Genomic DNA, 14,392 nt, shown 5'->3' with positions numbered 1-14,392 from the left:
GGCGACGACGGCGATCAGCGCCACGGTCAGCACCAGCGAATGGTCGGTCACGCCCACCAGCAGCGTCACGACGGCCGCCGCCGCGGCGGCCGGCAGCACGCGCGGCAACACGCGCTGCGGCGGGTTGGGCAGGTCGGTCAGGCTGGCGCAGACGGCCCCGCCCACGGCGGCCAGGCCGGCGCTCTGGCCGAACAGCGAACCGACGACGAGATGCGTGGCCGCCACCCCGAGGGCGACGCTGATGCCATTGAGATGGGCGGCCTCCAGCCGCTTGAACGATCTCACTTGACGAGCATCTCCATGACACGCTGCTCATGCGCCGGCAGCTGGTGCACCGAGAACCAACCCGACTTGTCGGGCCGGTAGACGTACCGGGGCGGCGCGGCGCTGGCGATGCGTTGCCTCAGCGGGGCGAGGGCCGCCTGGGCTGCATCGGGCTGACCCAGCGACTGCAGCGCGGCGGCCTGCACGATGACGGCGAGGTCGCTCCAGGGGCCCAGCGCCAGCGCCTCGGCGGCATCGCGGCGCGCGGCATCGGCGTCACCGGCGGCCAGCGCGAGCCAGGCCTTCAAGGCCAGCGTGTCGGGGTCGCGCGGGTCAAGCAGCAGCGCCGCCTTGACCTGCGCGCGCGCCGCGTCAATGCGCCCGGCGCGCAGCAGGTCCAGCGCATAGTCGCGGCGCAGCGGCACGAGGCCGGTGCGCAGGCGCAACACGGCCTCGTACTGTGCGAAGGCCTCGTCCCAGCGGCCGTCCAGCGCCAGCGTGGCCGCGCGACCCCACAGCGCTTCGGGCTGGTCGCCCTGGTAGGCCAGCACGGCGTCGTAGGCGGCCAAAGCGCGCGGCACATCGCCGAGGCGGCGGTGGTGGTCGGCCAACGCCAGGTCGACGCGGAAGCGGTCTTCGCCCTTCAATGCCGCCACATCGCGCGCCAGGCCAGGCAGCACCTCGGCGGCCAGCGGCCTGCCGGCATGCCAGAAGGCATCGGCCACGCCGACGCGCAGCACGCCGCTGCGCGGGTGGGCGGCGAGCGCCCGCGCGGCCAGCTCGCCCAGCGCGGCGCCCTGGCCCTCGATGGCCTGCACGTTCAGCTGCGCCGCCAGCGCACGCTCGTCGGTGGGCGCGAGCTGCAAGGCGCGCTCGAACAGCGGCTTGGCCTCACTCAAGCTGCCGTCCTCCAGCTTTTGGCTGCCGGCATTGACGAGGGCGATGGGGCGGCTGGCGCGCGTGTCGCGCTGGGCGAACAGCCGCTTCACGAGCGTGCGCAGCGCCGGGTCCATCGCGATGAGGCGTTCGCGCACGATCTCGCGGCCGTCATGGGCGTCGCGTCTCGGCGAGGCCTCGGCATTGGCGCCCTCGGCGAAGTACTCCCACACCGAACCGCCTGCATAGCGCGAGAGAAAACCTTGGCGCGTGCTGGCGTCACGGATCTTGGCCTGCTGATACAGCGCCTCGATCGCGCGCGCCTGGTCGGCCGTGAGCACGCCGTGCACCTGGTGGGTCAGCTCGTGCAGCACGGTGTTGTAGCGGTCGAAGATATTGCGCTCGACATCCTCGATGCCGGTGACGGTGAAGTGGCCGCCCATGCCGCGCACGTCGTCCCACAGGCGCGAGTCGTAGTCGATGCGCGCGTCCTTCAGCGCATGGGCCTGCGGCGTCTCGGACAGGCGCATCCACATCGGCTTGATGAAGTGCGTCGCGCCGCCTTCGACGAGGACGGGGATGAAGGCTTTCCAGGGCGCGACGGACAGCGCGACGCGCTTCTGGTGGCGCGGTGACAGGTCTCGCCAATTCAGCACGTATTGCTCGATGCCGGGCACGACCGGCATGCGCGCGGCCTTGAAGCGCCGCTCGTAGGCGGCGCGGTGGACGTCGATGGCAAAGCGCTGCGACTCCAGCGCCTTGGCCGCGATGGCATGCGCGCGGCCGAGCTGCGGGCAGCGTTCGAGCACGGCCAGGCTGAGGGCGAGCGCGGCGTCAAAGTCACCCTTCTCGAAGGCGTCCGAGGCACGCTTCACATCGCCAAGCAGCGGCGCGAAGGCATCGCCCTGCCTGGCCGCGAGCTGGGTGTAGTTCTCGCGCACATAGCCGTTGCCCAGCAGGTAGTGCGCGGCCTCGTGGTGGCGGTTCAGCGCGACGGCGCCCTCGGCGGCGGCGATGGCGTCCTCGGTGCGGCCCAGGCGGATCAGCGGATCGGCCAGCGCCGCCAAACCATCGGCGGTGCGGGCCTGCGCCAGCCCCGCCTCCAGCTGCCTCAGCGAGGCGTCGAAATCGCGCAGCTGGTAGTGGCGCTGGCCCAGGCCGCGCAGCGCATGAGCGCGGTCGATGCGCCGCGTCGCCCGCGCCAGCGCCTGCTCGAAGCAAAGCCGGGCGCGCTCGAAATCACGCCGCTCCAGCGCCAGGCGGCCCGCGGCCAGCAGGTCGACAGCGTCGGCCCGCGGGTCGGCCAGCACGCCGCGCGTGCGGCTGTCGATGGCCGCAGCGTCATCGCGGGCGAACAGCCACTGATAGATGACGGCGCGCTCGGCGGCGGCAGGCCGCCTGACGCGCAGCAGCGCATCCAGCTCGTCTTGCACGGCGCCATAGCGCTGCTCGGTCAGCAGCGCCTGGAGCCGGGTGGTGTCGGCAGCGGCGGCGACTGGGCCGGTCAGCGCCAGACCCAGGGCAAGACAAAGGCCGTTCCAGCGAACGGCCCACGGGCGCACAGGCATGCGGGGGGCTCCTTCAGAGGAAGTCGATGCTAGCCCGGTTGGGCTGCTCGCCGGTTCGGGCGCAGCACCAACTGCAGGTCCGAAAACAGCGCGACGCGGGTGCCTGCGCTGCGGACAGTCCAGGCCCCACACCCAACCCGGAGTTCGCATGGCACTCACCCTCGAAGGCAAGACCATCCTCATCACCGGTGCCAGCTCGGGCATCGGCCGCGCGGCAGCGCAGCTGTTCGCGGCTGAGGGCGCCGCGCTGGTACTGACAGCGCGTGGCCAGGCCCGCCTGAACGAGGTGGCGCAGGCGATCCGCCACCGTGGCGGCCGCGTCGCTACATTGGCCGGCGACGTAGGCGACGAAGCCCACCACCGCCGCCTGGTCGACCTGGCCCGCACCACCTTCGGCGGGCTGGACGGCGCGTTCAACAACGCCGGCACCCTGGGCGCCATGGGCCCGACGCCGTCCATCACGCTGGACGGCTGGCAGGACACCCTGCGCACCAACCTCACCGCCGCCTTCCTGGCCGCCAAGCACCAGGTGCCCGCGCTGCTGGCGCGCGGCAGCGGCAGCCTGGTGTTCACCGGCACCTTCGTCGGTCACACCGTGGGTTTCCCCGGTGCGGCCGCCTATGCCGCCAGCAAGGCGGGCGTGGTGGGACTGGTGCAGGCGCTGGCCACCGAGTTCGGCCCGCAGGGCCTGCGCGTCAATGCACTTCTGCCCGGCGGCACCGACACGCCCATGGGCCGCGAGATGAACGGCACGCCCGAGGCGCTGGCCGCCGTGGCTCAACTGCATGCGCTCAAGCGCCTTGCCCAGCCCGAGGAGATTGCCCGCGCGGCGTTGTTCCTGGCGTCGGGCCAGTCGTCCTTCATGACCGGTGCCGCGATGCTGGTGGATGGCGGCGTGTCGGTGAACCGGACTTAGCGAAGCGCTCAGTCGTCCGAAGAGAAGCCCGACGCCTTGACGACCGGCCCCCAGTAGTCGCGCTCGGAAGCCAGGCGCCTGGCGTAGTCGGCCGGCGATAGCGACAGCGGCTCGAAACCGAGCTTGGCGAGGGCCTCGACGACCGTGGGCTCGCGCACGGCGGCGCGAGCGATGTCGGCGAGCTTGTCGACCATCGACTGCGGCGTCTTGGCGGGGACGAACAGGCCGTAGCTCTCCACACCGACGATGCCCTTGAAGCCCTGCTCCTCGAAGGTGGGCACGTCGGGCGCGAAGCGCGAGCGCTGCCCGTCCGTCACACCCAGCAGGCGCACGCGGCCCGAGGCGAGATGCGGCAGGAAGTCGCCGATGGAGAAGCAGCCCGAGGCGATCTGGCCGCCCATCAGGTCCTGCATGCCGGGCGCCGCGCCGCGGTAGGGCGCGTGCGTCAGCTTCAGGCCGGCCGCGCGCTCGAACTGGCTGCCCAGGAAATGGGGCATGGCGCCGGCCGCCGGCGAGGCGTAGGCGGCCTTGTCGGGGTTGGCCTTCAGCCAGTCGGCCAGCTGCGCCAGCGTTTTCACCGTGGCCGGCACCATGGGGCCGACGCCGAAGCCGCAGGTCGACAGCGCCAGCGGCGCGACCGGGATCACATCGATGGCCGGGTTGTAGGCCAGCTTGCGGTAGGCATGCGGGTAGATGGTGAACATCGACGACGGGCTGAGCAGCAGCGACTGGCCGTCGGGCGCGGCGTCCTTCAGCGCGGCAATGGCGAGGCGGCCGCCGGCACCGACCTTCTGCTCGACCAGCACGGTCTCAGCCAGCTTGCCGCGGCTGAACTCGGCGATGCGGCGCGCCGTCGCGTCGACCGAACCGCCGGCCGGGAAGCCGACGAGGATGCGCGGTGGCTGGCCCTGTGCCCGCGCAGCGAGCGGCAAGGCGGCGAGTGAGGCGAGAACGAGGCGGCGGTCCATCATGGTTTGGGTCTCCTTGGTTTGTTCTGCGGTGTGGTGCTCTGCGCGGTGGCCACCCAGGCCAGGCGGTCCAGGCCGGCCTTGAGCGCCGGACCGTGCTCGCCGAGGGCGGCCAACAGGGCACGGTCGTGTTCGGCAACCGCCGCCTCCAGCCTGGCGAGGCGCTTCTTGCCGGCGGCCGTGAGGTGCAGGCCCCAGGCGCGCGCATCGCCGGGCGCGTCGCGGCGCTCGGCCCAGCCTTGCACGGTGAGCCAGTCGGTCAGGCGCAGCGCGCCGCTGCGGTGCAGGCCCATGGCCTGGGCCAGCAAGCCCTGGCGCAAGCCCGGGTTGCGCGCGATCAGCACCAGGGCGGCAAAGCGCTGCGGGCTGACGTCCCACTCGGCGGTGGCACGGTAGAAGTCCAGATACAGCGCGTTCTGCGCGCGGCGCAGCGCATAGCCCAGCAGACCGTCCAGCGGGCCGTAGTCCACGCCGGGTACGGGCAGCATCAGGCCTTCGGGATCGGGGCTGTCGGTCTTCACGTCTACAGGTTAGTTTTAGTTGCACAGTGCAACCATCTCGCTTACCCTGAAGGGCATGAAGATCCTGATCGCAGGCGGCGGCATCGGCGGGCTGACGGCGGCGCTGGCGCTGCAGGCGCGCGGCCACCAGGTCACGGTGCTGGAGTCGGTTCGCGAACCCAAGCCGCTCGGCGTCGGCATCAACTTGCTGCCGCATGCCGTCGGCGTGCTCGACGATCTGGGCCTGTTGCCGGCACTGCGCACCATGGCTGTCGAGACCGCGGCGCTGGTGTTCGCCAACAAGCACGGCCAGGCCATCTACCGCGATGCGCGCGGGCTGGAGGGCGGCTACAGCCACCCGCAGTTCAGCATCCACCGCGGTCAGCTGCAGATGCTGCTGTGGGCGCAAGCCTCGGCCAAGCTCACGGTGCTGTCGGGCCAGCGCGTTGTCGGCGTGCGCGACGAGGGCGGCAAGGCCATTGCCGAGGTCGCGACGATGGACGGCCCGCGCGAGCAGGCGGCCGACCTCGTCATCGGCGCCGACGGCATCCATTCCGCACTGCGCAAGCGCCTGGCGCCCGACGAGGGCGCGCCCTGCTGGCGCGGCGTCATGATGTGGCGCGGCACGACCTGGGCACCGCCCTTCCTGGACGGCCGCACCATGGTGCAGGCCGGGCACAGCCAGGCCAAGTTCGTCGTCTACCCGATTGGCGCGCCGCGGGCCGACGGGCTGCAGCTGATCAACTGGATTGCCGACCGCCGCGTGCAGGAACCCACGCCCGGCCTGACCGCGCCCGACCGCGCCGACTGGAGCCGCGCCGGCGACGTCGACGACCTGCTGCCCACCTTCGGCCGCTGGCGTTTCGACTGGCTGGACGTGCCCGGGTTGATCACGCGAGCCGAGCAGATGCTGGAGTGGCCCATGGTGGACCGCGACCCGCTGCCGCGCTGGCAGCTCGGCCGCTCGACGCTGCTGGGCGACGCGGCCCACCCGATGTATCCCATCGGCTCCAACGGCGCGACGCAGGCGATCATGGATGCGCAGGCGCTGGCCGAGGCGCTCCGTGCGCATGCGGACATCGACACGGCCCTGGCCGCCTACGAGGACGAGCGCCGTCCGCTGTGCGCCCGCATCGTCGAGATGAACCGCCGCGAAGGCCTGGACGCCATCCTCGACCACGTCGAGGCACGGGCGCCGGCAGGCTTTGCCCGGCTGGAGGACGTCATCGACCCCGCCGAGGTGGCTGCCGAGATCAACAGCTACAAGGCGGCAGCCGGCCACCGCATGCAGGGCCAGCGCTGAGCCAGCGCGCTACTCCGGCGTGCTGGGGTCGCCGTCCGCACCCGGATGTTCGAGGGCCTGCCGCGCCAGCTCTTCGTCCGACAGGGGCGCTGCCTGCTCCAGCGCGTCGATCTGCTCCAGCAGCTCTGCCGTCGGCTCTTCGCCGTTGATGAGCACGTCGTCAAGCGTTTGCGGCGCGGCGCCCGGCGCAGCATCGTCCGGCGCTGCCGGCGCCACGGCGGCTGCGCCGGCCAGCAAGACCTCGGAAACCTTGCGTTCAAGGAACTCGGCAAAGTCGCCGTCTTTCGGGGTGTCAGGGTGGGTCATGCTGAATCGACGTTGGTGAAGGCCCTCAAAGGGTAGCGCGCGCGGCGCCGGCGCGCACCGGATATTGACGCCACCGCCCAGGCGACGATCATGCCGCCCCATGTCACGCCCCCAACTCGGCCGCGCCGTCCCGCCCCACCAACGCCATCCCGTCGCCTGGTACCAGCCCGACGTGCTGTGGACGGCCGCGCGCCAGGTGTTGTCGTCGCTGGACCAGCTGCGCAACCGCGACGGCCGCGAGAGCCAGCCGCAGCCGATGAAGGTCATCGATCGCAGCCAGCCCGAGGCGGAAGGCGAGTTCGCCGGGGACTGCTGGTTCGACTTCATCGCCGACACGGGCGACGGCGGCAACGCCTGCTATGCCGTTGCCAGCGCGGCGCTGGCCGACGAGTTGCAGCTGGACGGGCAGCGACTGCCGCGCGCTTCGCTGCTGCTGTTCGGCGGCGACCTGGCCTACCCGGCGGCCAGCACGCGCGACTACCGCTACCGCTTCGTCGAGATGTTCGAGGCGGTGCGCAACAGCTCCGCGCCCACGTTCGTGCGTGGCCGGCGGCTGACGCTGGCCGCGATTCCGCAGAACCACGACTGGATGGACTCGGCCTCCACCTTCAGCCGCTACTTCACGCGCCGCAATGACTCCGCGCCGCTGCTGGGCGCCAAGATCCCGCAGCGCCAGACCTATTTCTGCATCAAGCTGCCCGGCGGCTGGTGGGCGCTGGGGCTGGACTTTGCGCTGGACCACGACATCGACCGCGACCAGTACGAGCAGTTCGAGGCGCTGCTGAGCGAGCGCGGCCTGGTCACCGACGACGGCCACGAGTACCGCATCGAGCCCGAGGACCGCGTGCTGCTCATCTACCCCGAGCCCTACTGGACCCGCCCCATCGGCGACGGCGCCGACGAGAGCCACCCCAAGCGCTACCAGAGCCTGGAGGGGCGGCTGCGCGGCCGCGTCAAGCTGCGGCTGGCGGGCGACCTGCACCACTACATGCGCTGGGAGTCGGTGAACTGGGGGAAGCTTGTGACCTGCGGCACGGGCGGCGCCTTCACCCACCCGACGCACACCCGCACGACCACGCGGCCGGTGCGGCTGCGTGAGTTCGACACGCGCGACTGCATCCCGCCCGAGCCGCCCAGCGTGCCCCCCGCGCTGGCCATCGGCCTGACCGAGGACGCCCACCCGGGCGGCGAGTTTGAGCGCCAGGAGGCCACGGCCTACCCGAGCGCCGCCCTGTCCAAGGCCGGCAGCAAGGGCAACCTGTGGGCGCTGTTCCGGCGCGATGCCAGCGGCTGGGGCGGCAACTACGGCTTCGCGCTGTTGCTGGGCCTGCTCTATTGCTTCAACGCCTACCTGAACTCCACGCCCTTCTCACGCTCCTTCGAGCCCGACCTGTTCCGGCCGCTGTGGGAGTTCGACCTGCACGAGTTCGGCCTGGCCGCCGCGCTGTGGCTCAAGGCCATGGTGTTCAGTCCCCTGAGCCTGCTGATCAACGCGGCCATGGCCTTCGGCTGCATGGTCATGGGCCGCGAGGCCGTGGACGAGCTGCCGCCCGACGCGGGCAAGACCTGGCGCTGGGGCGCCACCTGGGGCATTGGCTTTGTGCACGCCGTCGTGCATGTCGCGGCGATCTTCAGTCTGACCTTCGGCCTGCATCAGCTGGTGGGCGACTGGGGCTGGATTCCCCACCGTGACAGCCTGCGCGGCCTGACGCTGCACGCCGGCTTCGTCGGGCTGGGTGTCTTTGCAGGCGGCACGCTGCTGGGCGCGTTGATCTTCGGCAGCTACCTGGCGCTGATGTCGCGGCTGGGCCTTTTGACCAACAACGGCTATGCGGCGCTGGACGGGCAGGATCACAAGGGGTTTTTGCGCTTTCGCATTGATGCCAATGGCGGGCTGACGGCGTGGTTCATCGCGCTGGACCGGGTGCCGCGGCGGTGGCGGCGCAATGAGGGGGCGGGGCCGGTGTGGGTGGCGGACGATGCCGAGGCATCGGCTCCGCGCGTGCGTGACAGGTTCGTCTGCTGAGCGAGGGTTCGCCGCGTTGGACCGTTTGACAACAGCGCGCCTGTGTTGTCAGAATGTCCAACATGAAGGCCATCCTGCTGGTACGCCGTCGCGTCGTCCTTGCTGCCGACGCATTCGCCGAGGTTGCTGTCTGGCGAGTCCCTGAACCTGTTTCGCCTTCTGAGCATCTTTTCAAGTACAGGCTTGCCTATGTTGTCGGCGGCAAGTGCGTGCTGAGGTATGACCACGAGCGCGGCAAGGGCGATCACCGCCACTTTGGGGCGCAGGAGTTGGACTACGTCTTCTCAACGCCGGAACAGTTGATGCTCGACTTCAACGCTGACATTCAGAGGTGGAATCATGAGCACGGTCATTCTTGAGGTTCGATCCCTGTCCGACACGCTGGCCGACGCAGCCCGCGTCATGCAATCTGGCCGCGCTGAGCGTGAAGCTCGCATTGGCTTTGCGACGCCTGAGTTGCTATGGCAAGTGCTGACGGCCAAGCGCTGGGAGTTGCTCAAAGCCATGTGTGGCGCGGGTTCCATGTCCATCCGCGAGGCCGCACGGCGCGTGGGCCGTGATGTGAAGGCGGTGCATGGGGACGTGAAGGCGCTGTTGGACGCCGGCGTTCTCAGCCGGACGGCAGCGGGTGGCGTCGAGTTCCCCTTCGATGCCGTGAAGGTCGAGTTCATGCTGGAGGCGGCGTAGTGGCGCGGGGATCAGAGGCGCATCTGTTCGTCACCGACGACGGCCAATATCTGCTTCAAGGCAAGGCCATTGGCTTACCGGAACTAGATGATGCCTTGCAAGCTCTCAAGGCAGCTCAACCCGACGTAGAACTGCATTTGGTCGGAAGCTCCAAAGTGACTTACGAGCAAGTCCCTCCAGCAATGCGCCTAGTTCAGAAGCATGGTCTGGCGAAGATCGGTGTATTCGCTGGAGACCCTCCAGACCTCGACCCGGTTCCGTGAGGCCTGCATACAAACGTAGAGCAGACACAAGCAGGTAGGGCGGGCTAGCCGAAGGCGTAGCCCGCCATTCATGCGGAGCACACCCGCCAGGCTGAAGATCATGTTCGGGCGCGAAAAGGCCTGCCGCCGGCCGAGCGCCGGGCCGCCCCAAGCCGGCCGGCGGGCGATGTGCTTGCGGCTCAATGCCGCGAGCATCGCCGTCCCCTCGGGGGACCGATCAGGCTTGCCGCGTTCAGCGGGCAAGACTGAGCGAGAGGCTCACATGAATTCCGCCGCGATCAACCTCACCGGCGCACTGCCGTAGCCCAGGAACTGCTCATGGAAGGCCTTCAAGCTGAACCCCGGCCGTGACCTCAGCTGCTCCCGCAGCGCAAAGATCTCGCTGTAGCCGCTGAAGTAACTGGTCAGCTGCACAGACGTCAGCTGCACGCGCCGCCACTTTTCCTTGGCCTCGCGTTCGGTCTGGAAGGCCTGGCGCACCAGCAGGTCCAGGGCCTCCTTCTCGCCCATGCCGAGCACATGCACGCTGTAGTCGAGCACGGTGTTGGTGACCGAGCGCAGATGCCATTTGCCGTACATCAGCGTCATCTCGGGCGAAGCGCCGTAGCCGCTCTCGATCATCACGCGCTCGCCGTAGACGGCCCAGCCCTCGATCATCGAACCGCTGCCGAACAGCGCCTTGACCTTGCTCGGCGCACGGTTGGCGTGCAGCAGCTGGGTGTAGTGACCCGGAATGGCCTCGTGGATATTGAGGATCTGCAGGATCCAGTGGTTGTATTCGCGCAGCGTGCTCTCGGCTTCGGCGGGCGAGAGGTCGTCCAGCGGCGTGACGTTGTAGAAGGTGCGGTCCTGCGGCCGGTAGGGGCCGGGGGCCTCGATGCTGGCACCCGCCACGCCGCGCTGGTAGAGCGGCGCCTCGCGGACTTCCAGCGGCTTGCTGGCGTCCTGGCTGACCAAGTCCTTCTCGCGCACCCAGGCTTCGAGCTGCGGAATCTGCGCGCGAATCTCGTCGACGAAGCGCTCGCGGGCCACATGCCGATCGCTTAAGCGGGCGATGACGCGGCCGATCAGCGCGAAGCGGTCGGCGGGCGGGGCTTCTGCACCGATAACGGTGGGCCACAGCGCGGCCGCTTGCGTCTGCATGCTGGCCAGCACTTCCTCGCGGCGCACCAGGGCCAGCTCGTAGGTCTCGCGTGCCGTGAGGGCGGACTGGATGTCATGCGCGAACTTGGGCTCGTACAGCGCCGCGCCCAGGCGCCAGGGCCGCTTGGCGGTGGGCAGCAACTTGTTCAGATGCGCCTGCCAGCCGGCCGCCGCCTGGCGCGCAGCGCGCAGCGCCGGCACCATCAGCTGGCCCATGCCGACCTGCTGGGCATGCGACTCGACATCGTCCAGCACCGACAGCATGCCGGGCGCCTGCTGCAGCGCCAGCTCGGTGTGTTCGCGCGTGACGTGGGCGAGGCTGGCGCGGGCCTCGGCGTAGAAACGCGGCAGTTGCTGGACGCGCCGGTGCAAGGCCTTGACGCGCTGCTGCAGCGGTGCCCAGTCGGTGTTCAACAGCAGGTCGATGAGGCCGGCGGGGTTGTACTCGGCCGGGTTCCAGGCCCATTCGCGCAACACGTCCAGGCGCCACAGGTCGCTCCTGAGCTTGCCAAGCAGCATGGCGCGGTCCATGCGCTGGCTGGTGCCCAGGCTGGCATCGGCGACGCCCTCGAAACGCGCCAGCCAGGCTTGCAGGAAGGCGCGCTTGCGGGCGCGATAGGCCGCGCCGGGCAGCACCAGCCGCTCGGCGAACTCGAAGCGGCCGGCCGCCACGGCGGCATCCGGGTCCAGCTGCCAGAGCTTCTCCAGGAAGTCGTCGGCCAGCATGTCGAAGGCACTGGTGGCGGCCGTTGCCGGCATGCCCAGCACGGCAAGACCCAAGGCGCCCAAGCTCGATGCGCCGAAGTGGCGGCGCCTCATGCCATGGCCTCTTCCAGTGCATCGACAAACATCTTGGCCACATCGAAGCCCGTCTGGTCCGTGATCTCCTGGAAGCAGGTCGGGCTGGTCACGTTGATCTCGGTGACATGCTCGCCGATGACGTCCACGCCCACCAGCAACAGGCCGCGGGCGGCGAGGATGGGGCCCAGGTGCTCCGCAATCTCGCGGTCGCGCGCGCTCAGCTCGCGGGCCACGCCCTTGCCGCCGGCCGCCAGGTTGCCGCGCACCTCGTTGCCCTGCGGAATGCGCGCCAGGCAGTGAGGCACCGGCTTGCCGCCGATGATGAGGATGCGCTTGTCGCCCTCGGTGATGGCGGGGATGAAGCGCTGCACCATCACCGTCTGCGTGCCGTCCTTGTTCAGCGTCTCGATGATGCTGCCGAGGTTGAGGCCGTCGTCCTTGACGCGGAAGATGCCCATGCCGCCCATGCCGTCCAGCGGCTTGAGGATGATGTCGCGCTGCTCGGCGTGGAAGGCGCGGATCTCGGCGGCGTCGCGCGTGATCAGCGTTGGCGAGATGAACTCGGGGAACTCCATGATTGCGAGCTTCTCGGGGTGCTCGCGCAGCGAGGCGGGCTTGTTGAAGACGCGGGCGCCCTCGCGCTCGGCCTGGCTGAGCAGATGGGTGGCGTAGAAGAACTCGCTGTCGAAGGGCGGGTCCTTGCGCATCAGCACGGCGCCCACGTCTGCCAGCGCCAGGTCGGCGGTGGACGTGACGGTGTACCAATCATCGGCATCGCCGGTCAGCGCGATCTCGACGGCAGCGCGCGCGGTGACGCGACCGCCGCGCAGCCAGACGAGTTGGCTGGCCTCACAGGCAAGGATGCGGTGGCCGCGCTTCGCGGCCTCGCGCATCATCGCGAAGGTGGAGTCCTTGTAGGTCTTGAAGGTGGCGAGCGGGTCGGCAACGAAGAGCAGTTTCATGGGTCGGGCCTGTGGTTCAGATCGGCGCCGGCCAGTGTTGCACAGCGTCAATTCCCCTGGCGTCGCCAGCCTGCAACCAGCGTCGCGATGCCACCCGCCAGCACGCCCCAGAAGGCCGCGCCGATGCCGAAGACGGTGATGCCCGACAGGCAGACCAGGAAGGTCAGGATGGCCGCGTCGCGATGGCTCTCGTCCTTGAGCGCCGCAGCCATGGCGCCGGCAATGGTGCCCAGCAGGGCCAGGCCGGCTATTCCCGCGACCAGCTCGCGCGGGAAGGCCGACAGCAAGATGGCGACCGCGCCCCCGGCCAGGCCGAGCAGCACGTAGAAGAGGCCTGCGGCGACGGCAGCCGTGTAGCGCCGCGCCGGGTCCTCGTGCGCCTCGCGGCCCATGCAGATGGCGGCGGTGATGGCGGCGAGGTTGAAGGCATAGCCACCAAAGGGCGCAAGCAGCGTCGTGGTGGCACCCGTCACGGCGATGGACGCGGACACCGGCGTGGCATAGCCGCTGGCGCGCTGGGCCGCGACGCCCGGCAGGTTCTGCGAGGCCATCGTGACGATGAAGAGCGGCAGGGCCACGCCGATGGCGGCATGCCAGGTGAAGGCAGGCGCCGTCCAGGCCGGCAGCGCGAAGAGCTGGCTCGTGTCGACACCGGCAAAGCTGAGCCGGCCCTCGCCCAGAACGTAGGCGACGCCGGCCAGCAGCACGCCGGGCACGGCATAGCGCGGCCACAGGCGCCGCCCGAGCAGGTAGGCCAGCGCCATCGCGAGTACCAGGCCGGGTGCCGTCTTCGCGCTGGCGACCGCGTCCAGCCCAAAGCGCGCCAGCACGCCCGCCAGCAGCGCGGAGGCGATGGCGACGGGAATGCGGTCCATCAGCTTCTCGAACCAGCCGCTGGCGCCGGCCCAGGTGATCAGCAGGCCGCAGACGATGAAGGCGCCGATGGCCTCGGGCATGTCCAGGCCCGAGGTCGAGGCCAGCAGCGCCGCGCCCGGCGTGGACCAGGCCGTCAGCACCGGCTGGCGCGTCCACAGGCTCAGGGCCAGGCTGGTCAGGCCCATGCCCAGGCCGAGGGCCCAGAGCCAGGACGCCGTTTGCGCAGCGGTGGCGCCGAGTGCGACCGTAGCCTGGAAGATGATGGCCACCGAACTGGTGTAGCCGACGAGCACCGCGACGAAACCCGCCACGACGGTGGACGGCGAAAAGTCTTGCATCAAGCGTTTCATGTGGCCAGCATAGGTTGAGCCCCGCGCCGCCGCAGGTGCCGTGCAGTACGGCGGGTGCGTCGAGCGTCGGCTGCTGGGCTGACTAGAGCTCCACCTTGGAGCCCAGCTCTACGATGCGGTTGGCGGGCAGGTGCAGGAAGTCCGCCGCCGCCGCGGCGTTGCGATGCATGCTGGCGAACAGCTTCTCGCGCCACAGGGCCATGCCCGAACCGATGGTCGGGATGATGATGTCGCGGCTGAGGAAGTAGCTGGTCTCCATCTCCTCCAGCTGAACGCCCCGCTTCTTCAGCAGCTCCAGCGCCTCGGGTACATCGGGCTCGTTCTTGAAGCCGAAGTGCAGCACCACCTGCCAGCAGTGATGGCCCAGGGCCTCGACCTCGCAGCGCTTGTCGAAGCCGATCCACGGCACCTCGTGGTGCCTGACGGTGACGAAGATGTTCTGTTCGTGCAGCACCTTGTTGTGCTTGAGGTTGTGCAGCAGCGCATTGGGCGTGCTGCCCTTCTCGGAGGACAGGAAGACGGCCGTGCCGGCGACGCGGGTCGGCGGGTTGATGAAGACGGCTTCCAGGAAGACGGGCAGCTC

At 69.9% G+C, this 14,392-nt stretch carries 15 protein-coding genes; 6 read left to right on the top strand and 9 right to left on the bottom strand.

Features of this window, described 5'->3' with window-relative positions; translation table 11 throughout:
- Together ACT6S0_RS22180 and ACT6S0_RS22175 are read right to left on the bottom strand one after the other, a co-directional pair.
- Positions 1-285, bottom strand: a 285-nt coding sequence (locus tag ACT6S0_RS22180) for a hypothetical protein (RefSeq protein WP_444765941.1), incomplete at its 3' end; no start/stop codon positions are given.
- The gene (locus ACT6S0_RS22175; RefSeq protein ID WP_444765940.1) at positions 282-2,708 is read right to left on the bottom strand and encodes a tetratricopeptide repeat protein; all 2,427 of its coding nucleotides are present in this window, start codon (positions 2,706-2,708) and stop codon (positions 282-284) included. The genes ACT6S0_RS22175 and ACT6S0_RS22180, both read right to left, overlap by 4 nt.
- A 148-nt stretch (positions 2,709-2,856) precedes the next feature.
- Here ACT6S0_RS22175 and ACT6S0_RS22170 point away from each other — a divergent pair, with 148 nt between their 5' ends.
- Entirely contained in the window at positions 2,857-3,624 is a 768-nt protein-coding gene (locus tag ACT6S0_RS22170) for an SDR family oxidoreductase (protein WP_444765939.1), read from the top strand.
- An 8-nt stretch (positions 3,625-3,632) separates the two neighbouring features.
- On the opposite strand, the gene ACT6S0_RS22165 is transcribed toward ACT6S0_RS22170, so the two are convergent.
- Positions 3,633-4,595: a Bug family tripartite tricarboxylate transporter substrate binding protein gene (locus ACT6S0_RS22165; protein ID WP_444765938.1), complete on the bottom strand. Its 963-nt coding sequence runs from the start codon at positions 4,593-4,595 to the stop codon at positions 3,633-3,635.
- A complete protein-coding gene (locus ACT6S0_RS22160) occupies positions 4,592-5,113 on the bottom strand; it encodes a MarR family winged helix-turn-helix transcriptional regulator (protein WP_444765937.1) in 522 nt (173 codons plus the stop codon). The genes ACT6S0_RS22165 and ACT6S0_RS22160 overlap by 4 nt, the downstream gene beginning before the upstream one ends.
- A gap of 55 nt (positions 5,114-5,168) precedes the next feature.
- On the opposite strand from ACT6S0_RS22160, the gene ACT6S0_RS22155 reads away from it, so the two are divergent.
- Positions 5,169-6,395: a flavin-dependent oxidoreductase gene (locus ACT6S0_RS22155; protein WP_444765936.1), complete on the top strand. Its 1,227-nt coding sequence runs from the start codon at positions 5,169-5,171 to the stop codon at positions 6,393-6,395.
- 9 nt (positions 6,396-6,404) lie between these two features.
- On the opposite strand, the gene ACT6S0_RS22150 is transcribed toward ACT6S0_RS22155, so the two are convergent.
- The gene (locus ACT6S0_RS22150) at positions 6,405-6,701 is read right to left on the bottom strand and encodes a hypothetical protein (protein WP_444765935.1); all 297 of its coding nucleotides are present in this window, start codon (positions 6,699-6,701) and stop codon (positions 6,405-6,407) included.
- A 100-nt stretch (positions 6,702-6,801) separates the two neighbouring features.
- On the opposite strand from ACT6S0_RS22150, the gene ACT6S0_RS22145 reads away from it, so the two are divergent.
- The 4 genes from ACT6S0_RS22145 to ACT6S0_RS22130 all read left to right on the top strand — a co-directional run bounded on the left by ACT6S0_RS22145 (position 6,802) and on the right by ACT6S0_RS22130 (position 9,677).
- Entirely contained in the window at positions 6,802-8,727 is a 1,926-nt protein-coding gene (locus tag ACT6S0_RS22145) for a hypothetical protein (protein WP_444765934.1), read from the top strand.
- Positions 8,728-8,789: 62 nt separating this feature from the next.
- The gene (locus ACT6S0_RS22140) at positions 8,790-9,086 is read left to right on the top strand and encodes a toxin-antitoxin system TumE family protein (protein ID WP_444765933.1); all 297 of its coding nucleotides are present in this window, start codon (positions 8,790-8,792) and stop codon (positions 9,084-9,086) included.
- Positions 9,067-9,414, top strand: a complete 348-nt coding sequence (locus tag ACT6S0_RS22135; protein WP_444765932.1) for an HVO_A0114 family putative DNA-binding protein — start codon at positions 9,067-9,069, stop codon at positions 9,412-9,414. The genes ACT6S0_RS22140 and ACT6S0_RS22135 overlap by 20 nt, the downstream gene beginning before the upstream one ends.
- The gene (locus ACT6S0_RS22130; protein ID WP_444765931.1) at positions 9,414-9,677 is read left to right on the top strand and encodes an ExbD/TolR family protein; all 264 of its coding nucleotides are present in this window, start codon (positions 9,414-9,416) and stop codon (positions 9,675-9,677) included. Before ACT6S0_RS22135 ends, ACT6S0_RS22130 begins: the two co-directional genes overlap by 1 nt.
- A gap of 258 nt (positions 9,678-9,935) precedes the next feature.
- Here the strand turns inward: ACT6S0_RS22130 and ACT6S0_RS22125 are convergent, their stop codons facing one another.
- From ACT6S0_RS22125 to ACT6S0_RS22110, 4 genes are all read right to left on the bottom strand, one after another.
- Entirely contained in the window at positions 9,936-11,639 is a 1,704-nt protein-coding gene (locus ACT6S0_RS22125; protein WP_444765930.1) for a DUF885 domain-containing protein, read from the bottom strand.
- Positions 11,636-12,583 (bottom strand): glutathione synthase, encoded by a 948-nt coding sequence (gene gshB / locus ACT6S0_RS22120; RefSeq protein ID WP_444765929.1) that lies wholly within the window; start codon positions 12,581-12,583, stop codon positions 11,636-11,638. Before gshB ends, ACT6S0_RS22125 begins: the two co-directional genes overlap by 4 nt.
- A 47-nt stretch (positions 12,584-12,630) precedes the next feature.
- Positions 12,631-13,809 carry a benzoate/H(+) symporter BenE family transporter gene (locus ACT6S0_RS22115; RefSeq protein ID WP_444765928.1) on the bottom strand — a complete coding sequence of 393 codons (1,179 nt, stop codon included), beginning with the start codon at positions 13,807-13,809 and terminating at the stop codon, positions 12,631-12,633.
- 82 nt (positions 13,810-13,891) lie between these two features.
- On the bottom strand, positions 13,892-14,392 hold a 501-nt coding region (locus ACT6S0_RS22110; RefSeq protein ID WP_444765927.1), incomplete at its 5' end, for a KUP/HAK/KT family potassium transporter.

Origin of the sequence: Roseateles sp., from assembly GCF_052436255.1 — a bacterium.
GTDB lineage: Bacteria > Pseudomonadota > Gammaproteobacteria > Burkholderiales > Burkholderiaceae_C > Pelomonas.
The sequence above is the reverse complement of the archived record's forward strand: the minus strand, read 5'-3'. Positions and strand labels throughout refer to the sequence as shown.

Excerpts from the sequence above, each read along its gene's own strand:
- ACT6S0_RS22150 (WP_444765935.1), bottom strand. The coding sequence starts at position 6,701 with ATGACCCACCCTGACACCCCGAAAGACGGCGACTTTGCCGAGTTCCTT.
- ACT6S0_RS22145 (WP_444765934.1), top strand. The coding sequence starts at position 6,802 with ATGTCACGCCCCCAACTCGGCCGCGCCGTCCCGCCCCACCAACGCCAT.
- ACT6S0_RS22125 (WP_444765930.1), bottom strand. The coding sequence starts at position 11,639 with ATGAGGCGCCGCCACTTCGGCGCATCGAGCTTGGGCGCCTTGGGTCTT.
- ACT6S0_RS22155 (WP_444765936.1), top strand. The coding sequence starts at position 5,169 with ATGAAGATCCTGATCGCAGGCGGCGGCATCGGCGGGCTGACGGCGGCG.
- ACT6S0_RS22165 (WP_444765938.1), bottom strand. The coding sequence starts at position 4,595 with ATGATGGACCGCCGCCTCGTTCTCGCCTCACTCGCCGCCTTGCCGCTC.
- ACT6S0_RS22115 (WP_444765928.1), bottom strand. The coding sequence starts at position 13,809 with ATGAAACGCTTGATGCAAGACTTTTCGCCGTCCACCGTCGTGGCGGGT.
- ACT6S0_RS22170 (WP_444765939.1), top strand. The coding sequence starts at position 2,857 with ATGGCACTCACCCTCGAAGGCAAGACCATCCTCATCACCGGTGCCAGC.
- ACT6S0_RS22135 (WP_444765932.1), top strand. The coding sequence starts at position 9,067 with ATGAGCACGGTCATTCTTGAGGTTCGATCCCTGTCCGACACGCTGGCC.
- ACT6S0_RS22140 (WP_444765933.1), top strand. The coding sequence starts at position 8,790 with ATGAAGGCCATCCTGCTGGTACGCCGTCGCGTCGTCCTTGCTGCCGAC.
- gshB (WP_444765929.1), bottom strand. The coding sequence starts at position 12,583 with ATGAAACTGCTCTTCGTTGCCGACCCGCTCGCCACCTTCAAGACCTAC.
- ACT6S0_RS22175 (WP_444765940.1), bottom strand. The coding sequence starts at position 2,708 with ATGCCTGTGCGCCCGTGGGCCGTTCGCTGGAACGGCCTTTGTCTTGCC.